At 67.1% G+C, this 15,367-nt stretch carries 14 protein-coding genes; 9 read left to right on the forward strand and 5 right to left on the reverse strand.

Annotated elements, in window-relative coordinates; all coding sequences use genetic code 11:
* The first annotated feature begins 218 nt into the window (after positions 1–218).
* Together BMY22_RS08150 and nhaA are read left to right on the forward strand one after the other, a co-directional pair.
* Entirely contained in the window at positions 219–2,429 is a 2,211-nt protein-coding gene (locus BMY22_RS08150; protein ID WP_244158823.1) for an LTA synthase family protein, read from the forward strand.
* Positions 2,430–2,607: 178 nt separating this feature from the next.
* Entirely contained in the window at positions 2,608–3,969 is a 1,362-nt protein-coding gene (gene nhaA, locus BMY22_RS08155; RefSeq protein WP_208599247.1) for a Na+/H+ antiporter NhaA, read from the forward strand.
* A gap of 68 nt (positions 3,970–4,037) precedes the next feature.
* On the opposite strand, the gene BMY22_RS08160 is transcribed toward nhaA, so the two are convergent.
* From BMY22_RS08160 to BMY22_RS08175, 4 genes are all read right to left on the reverse strand, one after another.
* Complete coding sequence (locus BMY22_RS08160) at positions 4,038–6,482, reverse strand: TonB-dependent siderophore receptor (protein WP_090621046.1); 2,445 nt, start codon at positions 6,480–6,482, stop codon at positions 4,038–4,040.
* 102 nt (positions 6,483–6,584) lie between these two features.
* Positions 6,585–7,580, reverse strand: a complete 996-nt coding sequence (locus BMY22_RS08165) for a FecR family protein (protein ID WP_208599248.1) — start codon at positions 7,578–7,580, stop codon at positions 6,585–6,587.
* A complete protein-coding gene (locus BMY22_RS08170) occupies positions 7,577–8,167 on the reverse strand; it encodes an RNA polymerase sigma factor (RefSeq protein WP_090621048.1) in 591 nt (196 codons plus the stop codon). Before BMY22_RS08170 ends, BMY22_RS08165 begins: the two co-directional genes overlap by 4 nt.
* Before the next feature lie 101 nt (positions 8,168–8,268).
* Positions 8,269–9,963 carry a cation:proton antiporter domain-containing protein gene (locus tag BMY22_RS08175; protein WP_090621049.1) on the reverse strand — a complete coding sequence of 565 codons (1,695 nt, stop codon included), beginning with the start codon at positions 9,961–9,963 and terminating at the stop codon, positions 8,269–8,271.
* A 33-nt stretch (positions 9,964–9,996) separates the two neighbouring features.
* Here BMY22_RS08175 and BMY22_RS23735 point away from each other — a divergent pair, with 33 nt between their 5' ends.
* The 7 genes from BMY22_RS23735 to BMY22_RS08205 are packed head-to-tail and all read left to right on the forward strand — an operon-like array spanning position 9,997 to position 14,572.
* The gene (locus BMY22_RS23735; RefSeq protein WP_143068471.1) at positions 9,997–10,287 is read left to right on the forward strand and encodes a hypothetical protein; all 291 of its coding nucleotides are present in this window, start codon (positions 9,997–9,999) and stop codon (positions 10,285–10,287) included.
* A 24-nt stretch (positions 10,288–10,311) separates the two neighbouring features.
* Positions 10,312–10,530, forward strand: a complete 219-nt coding sequence (locus BMY22_RS08180; protein ID WP_090621051.1) for a 4Fe-4S binding protein — start codon at positions 10,312–10,314, stop codon at positions 10,528–10,530.
* Between the two features lie 29 nt (positions 10,531–10,559).
* Entirely contained in the window at positions 10,560–11,405 is an 846-nt protein-coding gene (locus BMY22_RS08185) for an electron transfer flavoprotein subunit beta/FixA family protein (protein ID WP_090621052.1), read from the forward strand.
* 10 nt (positions 11,406–11,415) lie between these two features.
* Positions 11,416–12,498, forward strand: a complete 1,083-nt coding sequence (locus BMY22_RS08190) for an electron transfer flavoprotein subunit alpha/FixB family protein (protein WP_090621054.1) — start codon at positions 11,416–11,418, stop codon at positions 12,496–12,498.
* Positions 12,499–12,510: 12 nt separating this feature from the next.
* Positions 12,511–13,809 (forward strand): FAD-dependent oxidoreductase, encoded by a 1,299-nt coding sequence (locus tag BMY22_RS08195; RefSeq protein ID WP_090621056.1) that lies wholly within the window; start codon positions 12,511–12,513, stop codon positions 13,807–13,809.
* Positions 13,810–13,819: 10 nt separating this feature from the next.
* Positions 13,820–14,104 carry a ferredoxin family protein gene (locus BMY22_RS08200; protein WP_090621057.1) on the forward strand — a complete coding sequence of 95 codons (285 nt, stop codon included), beginning with the start codon at positions 13,820–13,822 and terminating at the stop codon, positions 14,102–14,104.
* Between the two features lie 9 nt (positions 14,105–14,113).
* Complete coding sequence (locus BMY22_RS08205; protein ID WP_090621059.1) at positions 14,114–14,572, forward strand: ferritin-like domain-containing protein; 459 nt, start codon at positions 14,114–14,116, stop codon at positions 14,570–14,572.
* Between the two features lie 221 nt (positions 14,573–14,793).
* On the opposite strand, the gene BMY22_RS08210 is transcribed toward BMY22_RS08205, so the two are convergent.
* Positions 14,794–15,367, reverse strand: a 574-nt coding sequence (locus tag BMY22_RS08210) for a transposase (protein ID WP_208599249.1), incomplete at its 5' end; no start/stop codon positions are given.

Here is a 15,367-nt window from a genome sequence, read left to right on the forward strand (position 1 = left end):
TTTCCGGGTGTTTCGGCCTATTTTCACAATCTTTTCACATCGGGATAATGACCCGTCGCGGGAGATCCGTTGCCCGAGGGCGCCGCTCCCCCGTTGCGGGCAGAGGTCGCCGCTCGGCGCCGGCCGCCGATCCCGTGCCTCGAGCGCCGGGCCGGCGTCAGGTTTCCGATGCCTCGGCTCCCCACACCTCCATGACGATTTACTGCGGACAGGTTTTTGTGAACTTCATTCGTCGCGGGTTAGCGCATCCCCTTTTCTCCCTCGTCGCCCTGACCGGCCTGGTACTGGTCGTTCCGCTGGGCCTGCGCCTTGCCCTGGGCTGGTCCAGTCCGCTCGGGTACCTGTCGGACCTGGGTATTGCCAGCGCGCTGATCGTGCTTGTGCACCGCCGTCCGTGGTGGCTGGGATTGCCGGTGCTGTCGGTGTGGAGCCTGATGACCCTGGCTGCGGCCGAACTGGTCAGCGCGGTCGGCAGGCTGCCGGACGTGGCGGATCTCCACTACCTGCTCGACCCGCAGTTTCTGGGAAACTCCAGCGGCGGCGGTTTTGCCCAGCCCTGGCTGGCCGCCGCCCTGGCGCTCGGCCTGGCGATCTGGCTGGCCAGCCGATGGGCCGGCCGTTCGAGATCCGCTCCAGGCCTGCCCCGGCGTGCCTGGATAGTGCCGCCGCTGCTTCTGCTGGCCCACGGCGGCGTGCAGTACCTGCACCCCGGCGAGGAGGATCAGTGGCGGCTGTTCAACCTGCCGCATCAACTGCTGACGGCGGGCCTCGGGGAAGGGCAGGCCCGGCTGGAGGTCTGGCTGGAGGGCGACCGCGTCGACCTTCCGCCGCAGATGGCGGGCCTCACCCGGCTCGACCTGAAGGGACGAAAACTGCTGCCGGCTCCCGGCCGCGCACGCAACGTACTGGTGGTGGTGCTGGAGGGCATTCCGGGCGCCTACGTGGGGGTCAACCGGCAGGCCTTGCACAGCAGCTACCGGGAAAACCCGATGCCGCAGCTGAGCGCATGGGCCGAGCGCGGCATGAACACGCCCGACTATGTGCTGCACAGCCACCAGACCATTCGCGGCCTCTACGCGATGCTCTGCGGCGATTACGACAAGCTCGACAACGGCACGCCCAAGGGCGTCGAGATGCTGACCCTGACCCGGCGCAACCGGGACTGCCTGCCGGCCCAGCTGCGCCAGAACGGGTTCGCCACGCACTACCTGCAGGCCGCAGGTCTCAGGTTCATGGCCAAGGACCAGATCATGCCGCACATCGGCTTCGACGCCACCCGGGGCCGGGAGTGGTTTGCCAATCCGTCGTACCTGGATTTCCCATGGGGCATGGACGACCGTGCTTTCTTCGAGGGGGCGCTGGACTACGTCGGACAGTTGCGGCAGAAGAACCGGCCCTGGATGCTCACCCTGCTGACCGTCGGCACTCACCAGTCCTATTCGGCGCCCGAAGACTACCTGCAGCGCCACGACACGCCCAAGCAGGCCGCGGTGGGTTATCTGGACGACGCGCTCGGGACATTCCTGGCCGAACTGGAGCGCCGGGGCGTCTTGAAGGACACGCTGGTGATCGTCACCTCGGACGAGTCCCACGGCATCGACGGCGTGCGCCTGGCCTCGTCCTGGGGCTTCAACCTGGTGCTGGCCCCGGAGCGGGAGCAATTGCCCCGGCTGAAGTCCGGGGTTTACGGACATGTCGATCTGAGCGCCTCGCTACTCGACTACTTCGGTTTCCCGGTGCCGGCCACCCTGAGCGGTCGTTCGCTGTTCCGGGACTATCGAACGGGCCGGGAGATCATGTCGTTCACCAACGGCAAGCTGCGCTATCACGACGGTCGGGGAACCTTGACCGAATGCGATTTCCAGCAGCACTGCCGGTATTACGCCAGCGAAGGCTTCATCGCCGAGCGGGCGACCTTTCTCGGCCAGTATGGCGGCAAGCGGGCGCGCCAGATCGCCTCGCGAGCCGCCGCGCTGGATCGCACCCTGCTGCGGACGGCGTCGAACCGGCGCTACCAGTTCGGCAGCCCGGCCCATATCCCGCTTCGGGCGCAGGTCCCGGACGACTGGGCGGACAACCTCATCGGCGCCCAGTATCTGGAGATGCCCAAGGGATCGCACACCCGCGTGCGCCTGACGGTACGCTCCGTGGACCCGCAGCAGGACGCTTACATCTTGCTCAAGGCCAAGGAGTTCGAGCGGGACGTGCCCCTGGGCCTGCCCGCGGAAGTGCGGGTCACTGCCGAACAGCCGCTGGTGATGGATTTCGGTTTCGACAACCCGGAATCGCGCAAGGCGTTCTCCTTCCATCTGCTCGGCCACGGGCTGGGAGCCGTCGAGGTCAGCGACTTCAGCGTGGTTACCGAGTTGCCGGGGCCGCCGGAGTCGCTGGACGAGACTCCGGACGACGAGGATGCCCAGTCGAGCTGAGGAGTCCTCGAACGGGCAAGCCGCGTCTCGTCGACGAGACACTTCCCGACACGATCGCCGGCCTTCCCGTTGCCGATCCTTTTGTGTAGGGTCGGCAACGGGTGTCGGGTTTGCGGGTGCAGCCGGACAGGTTTCTTGTGCCGGTCGGGCCGCCGCACAGCCGAGAGCGAGCGACCTCATGAACCAAGACCCTTCCCGCAAGGCGTTGCCGTCTGCGCAACGCTTGGCCGACAAAGCGTTCGACGCGCTTGAGCGTTTCCTGCACATCGAAGCGGTGAGCGGCATCGTCCTGCTGCTTTCCGCCGCCCTTGCGCTGATCTGGGCCAACTCGCCGGCCGCAGCGAGCTACGAGCATCTGTGGCACATGCCGCTCAGCGTCGGGATCGGCGAGCATGTCGTCTCGCGCTCCCTGCACTTCTGGATCAACGACGCGCTGATGACCGTGTTTTTCCTGGTCGTCGGCATGGAGATTCGCCGGGAAATCCATGACGGAGCCCTGGCCAGCCTCAAGCAGGCTGCCTTGCCGATGGCGGCGGCCCTGGGCGGCGTGGCGGTGCCGGCGCTGCTGTACCTTTCCGTCAACGGCAGCGAGGCTCTTCGCCAGGGCTGGGCCGTGCCGACGGCAACCGACATCGCCTTCGCCGTCGGTGTGCTGGCCCTGCTGGGCAAGTCGATTCCCGGCTCCGTGCGGGTCTTTCTGCTGGCCCTGGCGATCATCGACGACATCGTTGCGGTACTGATCATTGCGCTGTTCTTTTCGGGCGGACTCGATCCGTCGGGCTTCCCGATCGCCGGGGTCGGAATCTTGCTGGTGCTGGGCTTTCAGCGGATCGGCATCGGCTCGGCCTGGGCCTACGTCGTCCCCGGAGCCCTGCTCTGGTTCGGTCTGCTGCAGACCGGCGCTCATCCGACGCTGGCCGGCGTGGTACTGGGGTTGATGACGCCGGTCGTCTCGTCGCCAAGCCTCGCGCGCCCCGTCGAAACGGCAACCGGTGCCATCGAGGACTTCGTCGAGCGCGTACGGCAAGGCGCCGAGGATGCGCACCGCTTGATGCAGCCGGTGAAGCGGCTGCGCCACGCACAGCGCGAGCTGCTGCCGCCGGTCGTCCGCGTGCAGATGGCGCTGCATCCATGGGTCGCTTATGGCGTCATGCCGCTGTTCGCGCTGGCCAATGCCGGGGTGGGCCTCGATGGCATCGATCTGGCGAATGGCGGTTCGTTGACCGTGATGCTCGGGGTCTCGCTGGCCCTGGTCGTCGGCAAGCCGCTGGGGGTCATGCTCAGCAGCTGGACCCTGGTCCGTCTGGGCTGGTGCCGGCTTCCGGAGGGCATGAGCTGGTCGTGGATGTGGCTGATAGGCTGTCTGGCCGGGATCGGCTTCACCATGTCGATTTTCATCGCCACGCTGGCGTTCGACGGTGAACGTCTGCTGAGTGCCGCGAAGCTGGGAGTGCTGCTCGCTTCGGGGCTGGCCGGAGCCATCGGTCTCGTTCTCGGACGTATTCTGGTCGTGCGCGCCAGGGCGGCCAGTCGCCGCTGACCGCCAGATCCGGTTTGGCCGGCCGGTATCCTCCGGCCAGGCTTGTCGAAAGGATCGCGCGCAGGCACTCAGAACTCCAGCGTGCTGGAGAGCTGGAGCTGCCGGGGTTCGCCGATCGACACGTAATACTGGTTGGCGCTGGACGCATAGTAGGTCTTGTCGAACAGGTTCTTCACGTTGAGCTGGAGGGTGAGGTTTTGTTCGCCGAGCCGGGTCTCGTAGGTGGCGAAGGCGTCGGTCACCGTGTAGGAGGGCAGGGTGAAGGAGTTGGCCGCATCCCCGGAGCGCTTGGCCACGTAGCGGGTGCCGCCGCCGAGGCGCAACTGGTCGCCGCCGAACAGCGAGCCTACGTCATAGACCAGCGAGGCCGAGGCGGTGGTCTTGGCCACGTTCTGCAGGCGGTTGCCCTTCAGCTCCGGGTCTTCGGTCACTTCGGCGTGCAGCCAGGAGTAGCTGCCGATCAGGCTCCAGTGCTCGCTGAGCTGGCCGCTCATGTCCAGCTCCAGGCCGTAGGAGCGGACCTTGCCGGCGGCGCGGCTGTAGCTGTCGCCGTTGGCGTCGAGCTGGCTGATCAGTACGTTGCGCTTGTGGATGTCGAATAGCGCGAGGTTGGCGGTGATCCGCCCGGGAATGTCCAGCTTGCCGCCGATCTCCCAGGAGCGCGCCTCTTCCGGCGGGGTCGCGCCGTCGAGGACCTGGTTGTTGGCCAGCGGCGCGATGGTCGAGTTGGGCTTGAAGGAGTAGGTGTAGCTGCCGTACAGCGAGGCTTCGTCGCTGAGGCGATAGACCAGACCGGCGCGCGGCGTCCACTTGTGGCTCTGGACGTCGGTGTTGGCCTTGAACGGCCGACCGCGCCCGGCCCACTGATCGTAGCGCTGGTAGCGCGTGCCGAGCACCAGGATCCAGCGGTCGTCCAGGTGGATGGAGTCCTGGAAATAGACGGAGTCGGTGCGCAGCTTGTCGGTCTGGTCGCTGCTCGACGGATCGACGTTGTCCGACGGATCGATCTGGCCGTAGGCCGGATCGGTGTAGCTGAGGGTCGAGGTGGCGCCGCGGATCAGGTCGGCGCGGAAGATCTTGCGCTTCTCGCTGTCGATGCCGGTCATCAGCTCGTGGCGCAGGCCGAACAGTTCGAAGTCGCCGTTCAGGCCGAGCCGCGCGAAGCTGTCGGTGCTGACCGCGCCGTGGGTACCGTCGACGCGGCGGGTCACGGTCTGTTTGGCGGTGTTGACCGCGGTCACCCGCGCCTGGTTGTCGTCGTAGGTCTCGCGGGTCCAGCCGTAGGCGAAGTGGCCTTTCCAGCGTTCGTCGAAGGTATGGTCGATGCTGAAGCGGCTCAGGTCGGAGCGGCCCTCGGTGATGTTGAACGCCTCGTCCAGCCGGCGCCGGCGTGGAATGTCCAGCGGCCGCTTGGTGTTCGGGTCGATGACCGTACCGCGGTCGAAGGGGTAGGTGTATTCGCGGTGCTCGTAGCTCATAAGCACGGTGGTGTCCGCGCCGTACCAGGCCAGCGAGGGCGCGACCGTCGTCTGGCGGTTGGTGCCGAAGTTGCGCCAGTAGTCCTCGTCCGTGTAGTCGACGATGAGCCGGTAGGCCAGCCCATAGTCGCCCAGCGTGCCCAGCGCTCCGGTGCTGTCGAACTGGCCGCCGCTGCCGTTGCGCCCGTGGGCGTAGGCGTTGGCGCTGCCCTTGATGGAGTGGTGGGCGGTCAGCTCGGGCTTCTTGCTCACCAGGTTGACCACCCCGCCGGGATCCTGGATGCCGTAGAGAAGGCTCGCCGGCCCCTTGAGCACCTCGACGTGATCGACGCTGGCGGTGAAGTTGCGGCCGAGGATCGAAGGGATGCCGTCGCGCATGATCGAGCCGTCGCGGTTGTCGCCGAAGCCGCGCTTGGTCACCGCGTCCTGGGTGCCGCCGAGGGTGTTGGCCTGGGTGATGCCGCTGATGTTGTTCAGCGCGTCGTCGAGGTTGCGCGGGCGCTGGTCCTTGAGCACCTGGGCGGAAACCACGTTGATCGTCTGGGGGATCTCCAGCACCGGCGTGTCGCTGCGCATGATCGAGGCGGTCGGCTCCGGCTGGTAGCTGCTTTCCGGATCGCTGTCGGCGCTGACCAGGGTGCTCGACAGGGTCATCGGGCCGCTGTCGGCGCCGCCTAGGCGCTGCAGGGTCAGGGTGCGCTCGTCGATCTGCCGGTAGCTGTAGCCGGAGCCTTCCAGCAGCCGTTCGAGGGCGGCGGCGGCGCTCAGGTGCCCCTCCAGCGCCCGGGCCTGCACGGCATACAGCGCTTCGTCGGTGTAGACCAGGCTGAGTCCGGTGATCCGGCTGAACTCGCCCAGTGCCCGCGGCAGCGAACCGCCGGCGATGGCGAAGGTGTACTGCCGGTCCTGCCAGGCGGCCTGGGGCGTCTCGGCCTGGGCGGCGGTCGCCGGCAGGCCGTTCAGGCCGAGTCCCAGCAGGGCGGTGGCGAGGAACTGCCGGGAGGAGCGGGACAGCAGGGAGGCGCGGTGGGTCATCGGGATCTTCTCGTAAGCGTGGAATGCTGATGCAAATGAATCGCAATTCAGCTACTACACGGAGCCCGAGCCGCTATACCTCAACGAAAAACGAAAATATTTTCAGTGGACGACGATCAGCCGTCCGAACAGCTCGCGCTGCCGGAAGCCGAGCACCGCCTGCAGCGAGTTCAGCGCCGCGTGCGGATCGGCGCTGGGGAAGGAGCCGGTCACCCGGCGCGCCGCCAGCTCGGTATCGAGCAGCAGGATGCGCCCTGGGTAGTAGTCGCCGAGGCGCTCCAGCACTTCGCCCAGCGGCGCCTGGTAGAAGGCCAGCCAGCCCTGGCGCCAGGCCAGCGCGGCGTTGCTGTCGACCGCCTCGGGCGTGCCCAGGCGGCCGTCTTCGAAGGCCACCCGCTGCCCGGCGTGCAGCACCGCCTGCGGCAGCTCAGGGCCTTCGCCGGCGCGCACCGCCACCTGCCCAGAGGCGACGGTGACGCGGGTTTCCCGGGACAGGCGACGGACCTCGAACTCGGTGCCCAGCACCCGCGCCTCGCCCGCCTCGGCGCGGACCACGAAGGGCAGGCCGTTGCGCACCACCTTGAACGAGGCGGCACCGCGCAGCAGTTCGATCTGCCGCTGCTGCGCATCGAAATGCACCGCCAGGGCGCTGTCGCCGTCCAGGACCAGCTGCGAGCCATCGGCCAGGGTCAGTTCGCGGACTTCGCCGGGCGCCGAAACGTAGTCGGCGCGCAGATCGCCGAGCCAGTGCTCCGGCTGCCACCAGCCGCCGGTCCACAGCGCCAGCAGCAGGCAGGCGGCCGTGGCCAGCGACCAGGCCGGGGCGCGGTGCCGCCGCGGTGTGCGCCGGGGGGCGTCCATGCGTGCCAGATACCCGGCAAGGGCGGCCGACTCCTCCTGCGCCAGTCGGGCCGCCGGCGCGGCGCTGAGCGTCCACACCGCCTCGGCCCGGGCATAGACCTGCGGATGCCGGGGATCGGCGGCCAGCCAGCGCTCGAAGGCCGGCTCGTCGCGCAGCCCGTCCGGCGCCTGGCGTTGCAGCAGCCAGCGCCAGGCTTCCCGTTCCTGGGCGGTAGACATGAAAGGCGGCGGGGTCATCGGCGGTCGTTCCCTGGCGTGGCGTCGCGGCGCTGGGGCGGATGATCCAGGCTCGCCTTGCATGTGTCGAGGGCGCGCATCATATGTTTTTCCACGGCGCTTTGGGACAGCGCCATGGCCTTGGCGATCTCGCCGTAGGTGCGCCCGTGGATGCGGTTGAGCAGGAAGATGTGGCGGGTGCGCTCCGGCAGGCCGCGCAGCGCGGCCTCGACCCGGCGCAGGTCGTCGCCGGCCTGCAGCGCCGCCTCGAGCGAGGCGCTTTCGCCGTCGTGCTCCGGCGCCAGGCTGTCCAGCGAGCGGTTGCGCTTGCCTTCGCCGCGCAGATGGTCGATGGCCAGGTTGTGCGCGCTGCGCAGCAGGTAGGTGCCGGGCTCGTCGAGCGGCTTGAGCGGCCGTTTCCAGAAGCGCAGGAACAGGTCCTGGATGAGATCCGCCGCCGTGGCGCGGCAGCCGACCCGCCGGCTGACCAGGGCCTCCATCCGTTCGCGCTGGGCCAGGAAGACCCGCAGGAAGTCCTGCTCCGGCGCTTCGCCCGGTGCCGGGGCGTCCGGCGGGTCGAGGTCGGCAGGGGAATCGTGATCGGACATCGGCGGGGAACGACGCGGGTCGGCGAGGGCGGGGATAGATGATAATTCTTATCATCTATCCAGGGTAGTCACGCTCCGTCGGATTACCGGCTGCCGGCCGCTCAACGGGCTTTCCCGTAGCGCTCCAGCACATGCCGGCTCATGCCGTGGGCCAGTTCGTTCTCGCCGAGGAAGATTTTCCCGGCAGCCTCCCGCTCCAGCAGTTCGGCCTCTTCCTCGTTGTGGGTGCGGACCACCGTTTCGATCACCGGGTTGAGGGTGCGGGCGGTGGCGATCATCTGCCGCACGTCGAGGGTGTCGGGGGTGGCCACCACCAGCATGCTGGCGCGGGCGATGTGCGCCTGGATCAGCACCGCCGGGTCCGCGGCGTTGCCCGAGACGGCGGCGCCGCCCTCGGCGCGCAGGCGCTCGACCAGCTCGCGGTTCTGCTCGGCCACCACGTAGGGAATGTCGCGCTCGGCCAGGGCCTGGGCGATGCGCCGGCCGACGCGACCGTAGCCGACCAGCACGACCTGCCCGGACAGGTAGCGCTCGTGGGTGCTCATCGGCAGTTCGGCCAGCGGGTCGGCGGGATGCTCCAACCGGCGCGCCAGCTTGGAGTGCGAACCCAGCCAGGCCTGCAGCGGCTCGGCGGCCTTGAACACCACCGGGTTGAGGGCGATCGAGATCAGCGCGCCGGCGAGGATCAGGCTCTGGCCTTCCACCGGCAGCAGGCCCAGGCTCACCCCGAGTCCGGCGAGGATGAAGGAGAACTCGCCGATCTGCGCCAGGCTCGCCGAGACGATCAGCGCGGTGTTCAGCGGGTAGCGCAGGAGCAGGACCAGGGCGGCGGCGGCGATCGACTTGCCGACCACGATGATGCCGACCACGGCGAGCACCTGCAGCGGCTGCTCGAGCAGCACCCGCGGGTCGAAGAGCATGCCCACCGAGACGAAGAACAGCACGGCGAAGGCCTCGCGCAGCGGCAGCGATTCCTCGGCGGCGCGGTGGCTGAACTCGGATTCGCGCAGCACCATGCCGGCGAAGAAGGCGCCCAGGGCGAAGGACACGCCGAACAGTTCGGCCGCCCCGTAGGCGATGCTCACCGCGGCGGCCACCACGCAGAGGGTGAAGAGTTCCCGCGAGCCGGTACCGGCGACCAGCCAGAGCAGCTTGGGAAGCACCCGGCGGCCGCCCACCAGCATCAGGGCGATGAAGGCCGACACCTTGAGCAGGGTGAGGGCGAGGGTGCCCCACAAGCTCCCTGCCCCGGCGTCCGGCGCATCGCCGCCCAGCGCGCCGGCCAGGGGCGGCAGCAGCACCAGCACCAGCACCATGGCGAGGTCCTCGACCACCAGCCAGCCGACCGCGATGCGCCCGTTCATGGAGTCCAGGATGCCGTGCGCTTCCAGGGTCCTGAGCAGTACGACGGTGCTCGCCACCGAGAGGGCCAGGCCGAACACCAGCGCACCGCCGAGGTTCCAGCCCCAGGCGGCGGCGATGCCGGCACCCAGGGCGGAGGCCACGGCGATCTGCAGGATGGCCCCCGGCAGGGCGATCTTGCGCACCGCCAGCAGGTCGTCGAGGGAGAAATGCAGGCCGACGCCGAACATCAGCAGCATCACGCCGATCTCGGCGAGTTCGTGGCCGAGATGGGCATCGGCGACGAAGCCCGGTGTGAAGGGGCCGAGCATGATGCCGGCCAGCAGGTAACCGACCAGCGCCGGCAGCTTGAGGCGGGCGGCGAGGACGCCCAGCAGCAGAGCCAGGCCGAAGGCGGTGGCCAGGGTGGTGATCAGAGGCAGGTTGTGCGGCACGGCGATGCTTCCTTGATAGCTGTGGCGGGGAACATGGGACTCCTCGGACGGGCGATAAACAAATCCGGCGATACCTTAACGAACCGGCGGAAACTTGCACGCCTTTCGATGTGCGTTTTTATGTGTCCCGATTTATCGGGCGGCGCTCCGGCGTATTTTTATTTGCAGCAAAGGCCACCGAAAGAAATATTCGACGGGCACTTCATGCATAAAGACGACAATTTTTATCTTTTTGATTTTAAAGGATTTTTATATTGGTTTTATATAAAAGGCCCGGAAATTCGGCGTGGTATGGCGGTTGCAATTCACTGGTTAGCCAATTAGCCGATACTCACCAGGAGAATTCCCATGCCCTACAAGATCAACGGTTCCGAGTGCACCGCCTGTGCCGCCTGCGAATCCGAGTGCCCGAACGACGCGATCTACGAAAAGAACGGCGTCTACGCCATCAAGACCGACCTGTGCACCGAGTGCGTGGGCGACCACGACGAAGCCCAGTGCGCGTCGAACTGCCCGGTCGACTGCATCCGCATCGACAAGAGCGTTCCGCGCTACCAGGCCGTCTGATTCGTCCCACTCTTCGGAGCGCCACCCCCATGCACAGCGTCGTCTGTATCAAGCAGGTGCCGGACTCGGCCCAGATCCGGGTCCACCCGGTCACCAACACCATCATGCGCCAGGGCGTCCCGGCGATCATCAACCCCTACGACCTGTTCGCCCTGGAAGAGGCCCTGCGCCTCAAGGACAAGTTCGGCGGCACGGTCACCGTGATCACCATGGGCCCGCCCATGGCCGAGGCGGCGCTGCGCAAGTGCCTGTCCTTCGGCGCCGACGATGCCATCCTGGTTTCTGACCGGGCCTTCGCCGGTTCCGACACCTTGGCCACCTCCTATGCGCTCAGCGCCACCATCCGCAAGGTCATGCAGGACATGCCGGTCGACCTGATCTTCACCGGCAAGCAGACCATCGACGGCGACACCGCCCAGGTCGGGCCGGGCATCGCCAAGCGCCTGGACTTCCAGCTGCTCACCTACGTGTCGAAGATCGTCGACGTGGACCTGGCGAAGCGCGAGATCCAGGTGGAGCGCCGCGCCGAAGGCGGCGTGCAGCTGCTCAAGACCTCCACCCCGTGCCTGATCACCATGCTCGAAGGCACCAACGAGATGCGCTTCGGCGACCTGGACGATCTGTTCCGCGCCGCCCGCCACGAACTCAAGGTCTGGGACCGCGAGGCCGCCGGCATCGATGCGGTGGAAATGATCGGCCTCAAGGGCAGCCCCACCGTGGTCAGCAAGGTCTTCGCGCCCAAGCCGCGCAGCAAGCGGGCCGAGATGATCGAAGTCCACGACAGCGATCCGAAGAACCTGGCCGTGACCCTGCTGGCCAAGCTGTTCACCCAGCATCCCAAGCTGGAACAGGAAATCGCCAAGCGGGCGGTATGAGGACAACGAAATGAGCGAACAACCGAAAAAGCCGGCGAAGAAGAAGGTCGAGCTGGACCCCCGTTTCGTCGATTACCGTCACGTCTGGGTCTGCATCGAGAGCGAGCGCGGCGAGGTGCATCCGGTGTCCTGGGAACTCCTGGGCGAAGGCCGCAAGCTGGCCAACGCGCTGGGCGTGGCGCTTTGCGGGGTGGTCATCTGCGGCCCCGGCGAGCGCGGCAAGAGCATCTGCGCCGAGGCCTTCCACTTCGGCGCCGACAAGTGCTACCTGCTCCAGGACGAGGTGCTCCAGGATTATCGCAATGAGCCCTACACCAAGGCGCTCACCGACCTGGTGAACGGCTACCAGCCGGAAATCCTCATGCTCGGCGCCACCACCCTGGGCCGCGACCTGGCCGGCTCGGTGGCCACCACCCTGGGTACCGGCCTGGTGGCCGACTGCACCGAGCTGCTCATCGACACCGAGACGCGCAACCTCGCGTCCACCCGTCCGACCTTCGGCGGCTCGCTGCTCTGCACCATCATGACCCAGCGCCACCGGCCGCAGATGGCCACCGTGCGTCCGCGGGTGATGGCCATGCCGGAGCCCGACGCCAGCCGCCGCGGCGAGATCGTCGAGGTGCCGTTCTCGATGATCGAAACCTCGATCATCACCAAGGTGCTGGAGTTCATCCCCGACGATACCCGCGACAAGCCCAACCTGCCGTTCGCCGATATCATCGTCGCCGGCGGCCGGGGCCTGAAGAACCAGGAGAACTTCCGCCACGTCTGGGACCTGGCCAGGGTGCTCGGCGCCGAAGTGGGCGCCTCGCGTCCGGTGGTCCAGGCCGGCTGGGCCGAGCTGGACCGTCAAGTCGGACAGTCCGGCAAGACCGTGCGGCCCAAGCTGTACATCGCCGCCGGCATCTCCGGCGCCATCCAGCACCGGGTGGGCATGGACGGCGCGGACCTGATCATCGCCATCAACAGCGATCCGAACGCACCCATCTTCGACTTCGCCCACTACGGCCTGGTCGGCAACGCCACGACCGTTCTGCCGGCGCTGACCGAAGCCTTCAAGACCCATCTGGCCCAGGCGAAAAAGACCGGCTGACAGGAGAACACCATGGCTGAAAAATTCGACGTGATCGTGGTCGGCGCCGGCATGGCCGGCAACGCGGCCGCCTACACCCTGGCCAAGGGCGGGCTCAAGGTGCTGCAGATCGAGCGGGGCGAAACGCCTGGCTCGAAGAACGTGCAGGGCGCCATCCTCTACGCGGACGCCATCGAGAAGATCATTCCCGACTTCCGAGACGACGCCCCGCTGGAGCGCCACCTGATCGAGCAGCGCGTCTGGGTGATGGACGATGCGTCCTATATGGGCACGCACTACCGCTCGGAGGACTTCAACAAGCCGCCGTACAACCGCTACACCATCATCCGCGTGCATTTCGACCAGTGGTTCAACAAGAAGGCCCGCGAGGCCGGGGTGCTGACCATCTGCGAAACCACGGTGACCGACCTGCTGATCGAGGGCGGCAAGGTGGTGGGCGTGCGCACCGACCGCCAGGGCGGCGAGATCCGTGCCGACGCGGTGATCCTCGCCGACGGGGCGAACTCGCGCCTGGCGGTGAAGGCCGGCTTCCAGCCGGAGATCAAGCCCGAGAACGTGGCTCTGGCGGTGAAGGAGATCCACTTCCTGCCCCAGGAAACTATCGAGGCGCGCTTCAACATCGGCGAGGAGGAAGGGGTGGTCATCGAGATGGCCGGCAAGATCAGCGCCGGCATGATGGGCACGGGTTTTCTCTACACCAACAAGGAGTCGATCACCCTGGGCGTCGGTTGCATGCTCTCCGACTTCAAGGAGCAGAAGGTCACCCCCTACGAGCTGCTCGACCGGATGAAGGCCCATCCCTCCATCGCGCCGCTGATTGCCGGCAGCGAAATGAAGGAATACGCCGCGCACCTGATTCCCGAGGGCGGCTACCACGCCATCCCCCAGGTCTACGGCGAGGGCTGGATGATCGCCGGCGACGCCGGGCAGTTCGTCAACGGCATCCACCGCGAAGGCTCCAACCTGGCGATGACCACCGGCATGCTGGCGGCGCAGACCCTGGTCGAGCTGAAGGCCGCCGGCAAGCCGTTCAGCGCCGCCAACCTCGCCGAGTACAAGCAGAAGCTGGACGACAGCTTCGTCATGAAGGACCTGAAGAAGTACCGGCGCATGCCGGAGATCTTCCACAAGAACAAGCAGTTCTTCACCACCTATCCGGACCTGCTCTCCAAGGCCGTCCAGACCCTGATCCGCGTGGACGGGGTGGACAAGAAGAGCAAGGAGAAGGAAATCAGGAAGAGCTTCGTCGAGTCCCGCTCGCTGTTCGGGCTGATCGGTGACGCCTTCAAGTTCTGGCGCGCCGTCGAGTAAGGAGATGAGCATGTCGAAGATCGAAGAAAAGCTGTTCCAGGACCGCTACCGGGTCGATATCGACCGCCCGCACATCCAGATCAAGGATGCCGCGGTCTGCGCCAGGTGCCGCAACCAGCAATGCACCGTCTGCTGCCCCGCCGGCTGCTACAGCCGCGAGACCGACGGCTCGGTGGCGCTGGCCACCGACGGCTGCCTGGAATGCGGGACCTGCCGGATCATCTGCGACGAACATCGCAATGTGGCCTGGGAATGGCCGCGGGGCGGGTTCGGCATCCTGTTCAAGTTCGGTTGAGGGGCGGGCATGGACGATATCCAGCGTTTCCTGGCCCATGCCATCCAGTTGGAGAGGGAGTCGGCGCGCCGCTACGAGGAGCTGGCCGAGGCGATGCAGAGCCTCGGCAGCATGGAGGTGGCCGAGTTTTTCCGGCAGATGGCGCACTATTCCCGCCTGCACCTGAAGGAGGCCATGCAGCGCGGCGGTTTCCACGACCTGCCGGAGCTGGCCCCCGACGCCTACGAGTGGCCCGAGGGTACCAGCCCCGAGGCGGCCGCCTGGGCCGGTGTGGACGGATTCATGGACGTGCCCGGCGCCCTGGCTCTGGCCCTGGACGGCGAGCGGCGCAGCTATGACTACTACCGGAGTATCGCCGAGACCGCCCAGGACCCGGAGGTGAAGCGCATGGCCGAGGCCTTCGCCGAGGAGGAGGCCGAACACGTGGCCCAGCTGGAAAGCTGGCGGAGCGGTCTGGCCAAGGGCTGAGGTCGATCCACTTCGCCAGGGCCGGCGAGTGCGGCTTGTGCGCCGTACTCACCGGCCGCGTGGCCTCAGAGGCTGTGAAGTTTTCGACTCTGGAGCCTGCTGTGCCGTGATGTAGGGAGACAGTGTTGGATTCTCAGCTTCGCGTGCTTTTGCCGTGCCCGAACCGCGCTGGGGAGCAGAGACGCACAGCAGAGCGTTTTGTCCCGGTCGCCGCGGCCCGCTCAGGCCATTGTCGGCACCCCCGGCAGCAACCCAGGCGCCAGCTCAAGCAGGCGCATCAAATTATGTGCCAGCGCGTACCACAACAGCACGCTTTTGACCTTGTCCAGCCCGCACACGTTGAAGCGCTGCAAGCCGCGGTTGCGGGCGATGGCGTTGACGCATTCGGCAGTCGCGGCGCGCTCCTTGTAAATCTCCCTGGCTTCATCCGTGCCCATCCGCTCCCTCCAGGCTGCGATGGTCTCGCTGTCGTCCGGGAGGGCTGCATGAGGATCGCGCCCGGTGTCCTTGGGCTTGGGCAGCGGGGCATACACGGTAGTGGTCGGCGCCAGGCGCTCGATGTCGTCATGCTTGGCGAAGCCACCCTCCACCAGCATCTCCTGCGGACGGCGCGCGTAACGCTCGTCGAGCTGCCCGACCATCGGCGCCAGTTGGCCCAGGTCGCTGCCGCGGGTCACGACATCCACGCCCACGATTACCTGGCTGGCCGTGTCGGTGGCCAGCTGCACGTTGTAGGCCGGGCGAAAACCGCCGTCGGGCATCTTCATCACGCTGGCCTCGGCATCCGTGGTGGAG

Source organism: Azotobacter beijerinckii (assembly GCF_900110885.1).
Classification (GTDB): domain Bacteria; phylum Pseudomonadota; class Gammaproteobacteria; order Pseudomonadales; family Pseudomonadaceae; genus Azotobacter; species Azotobacter beijerinckii.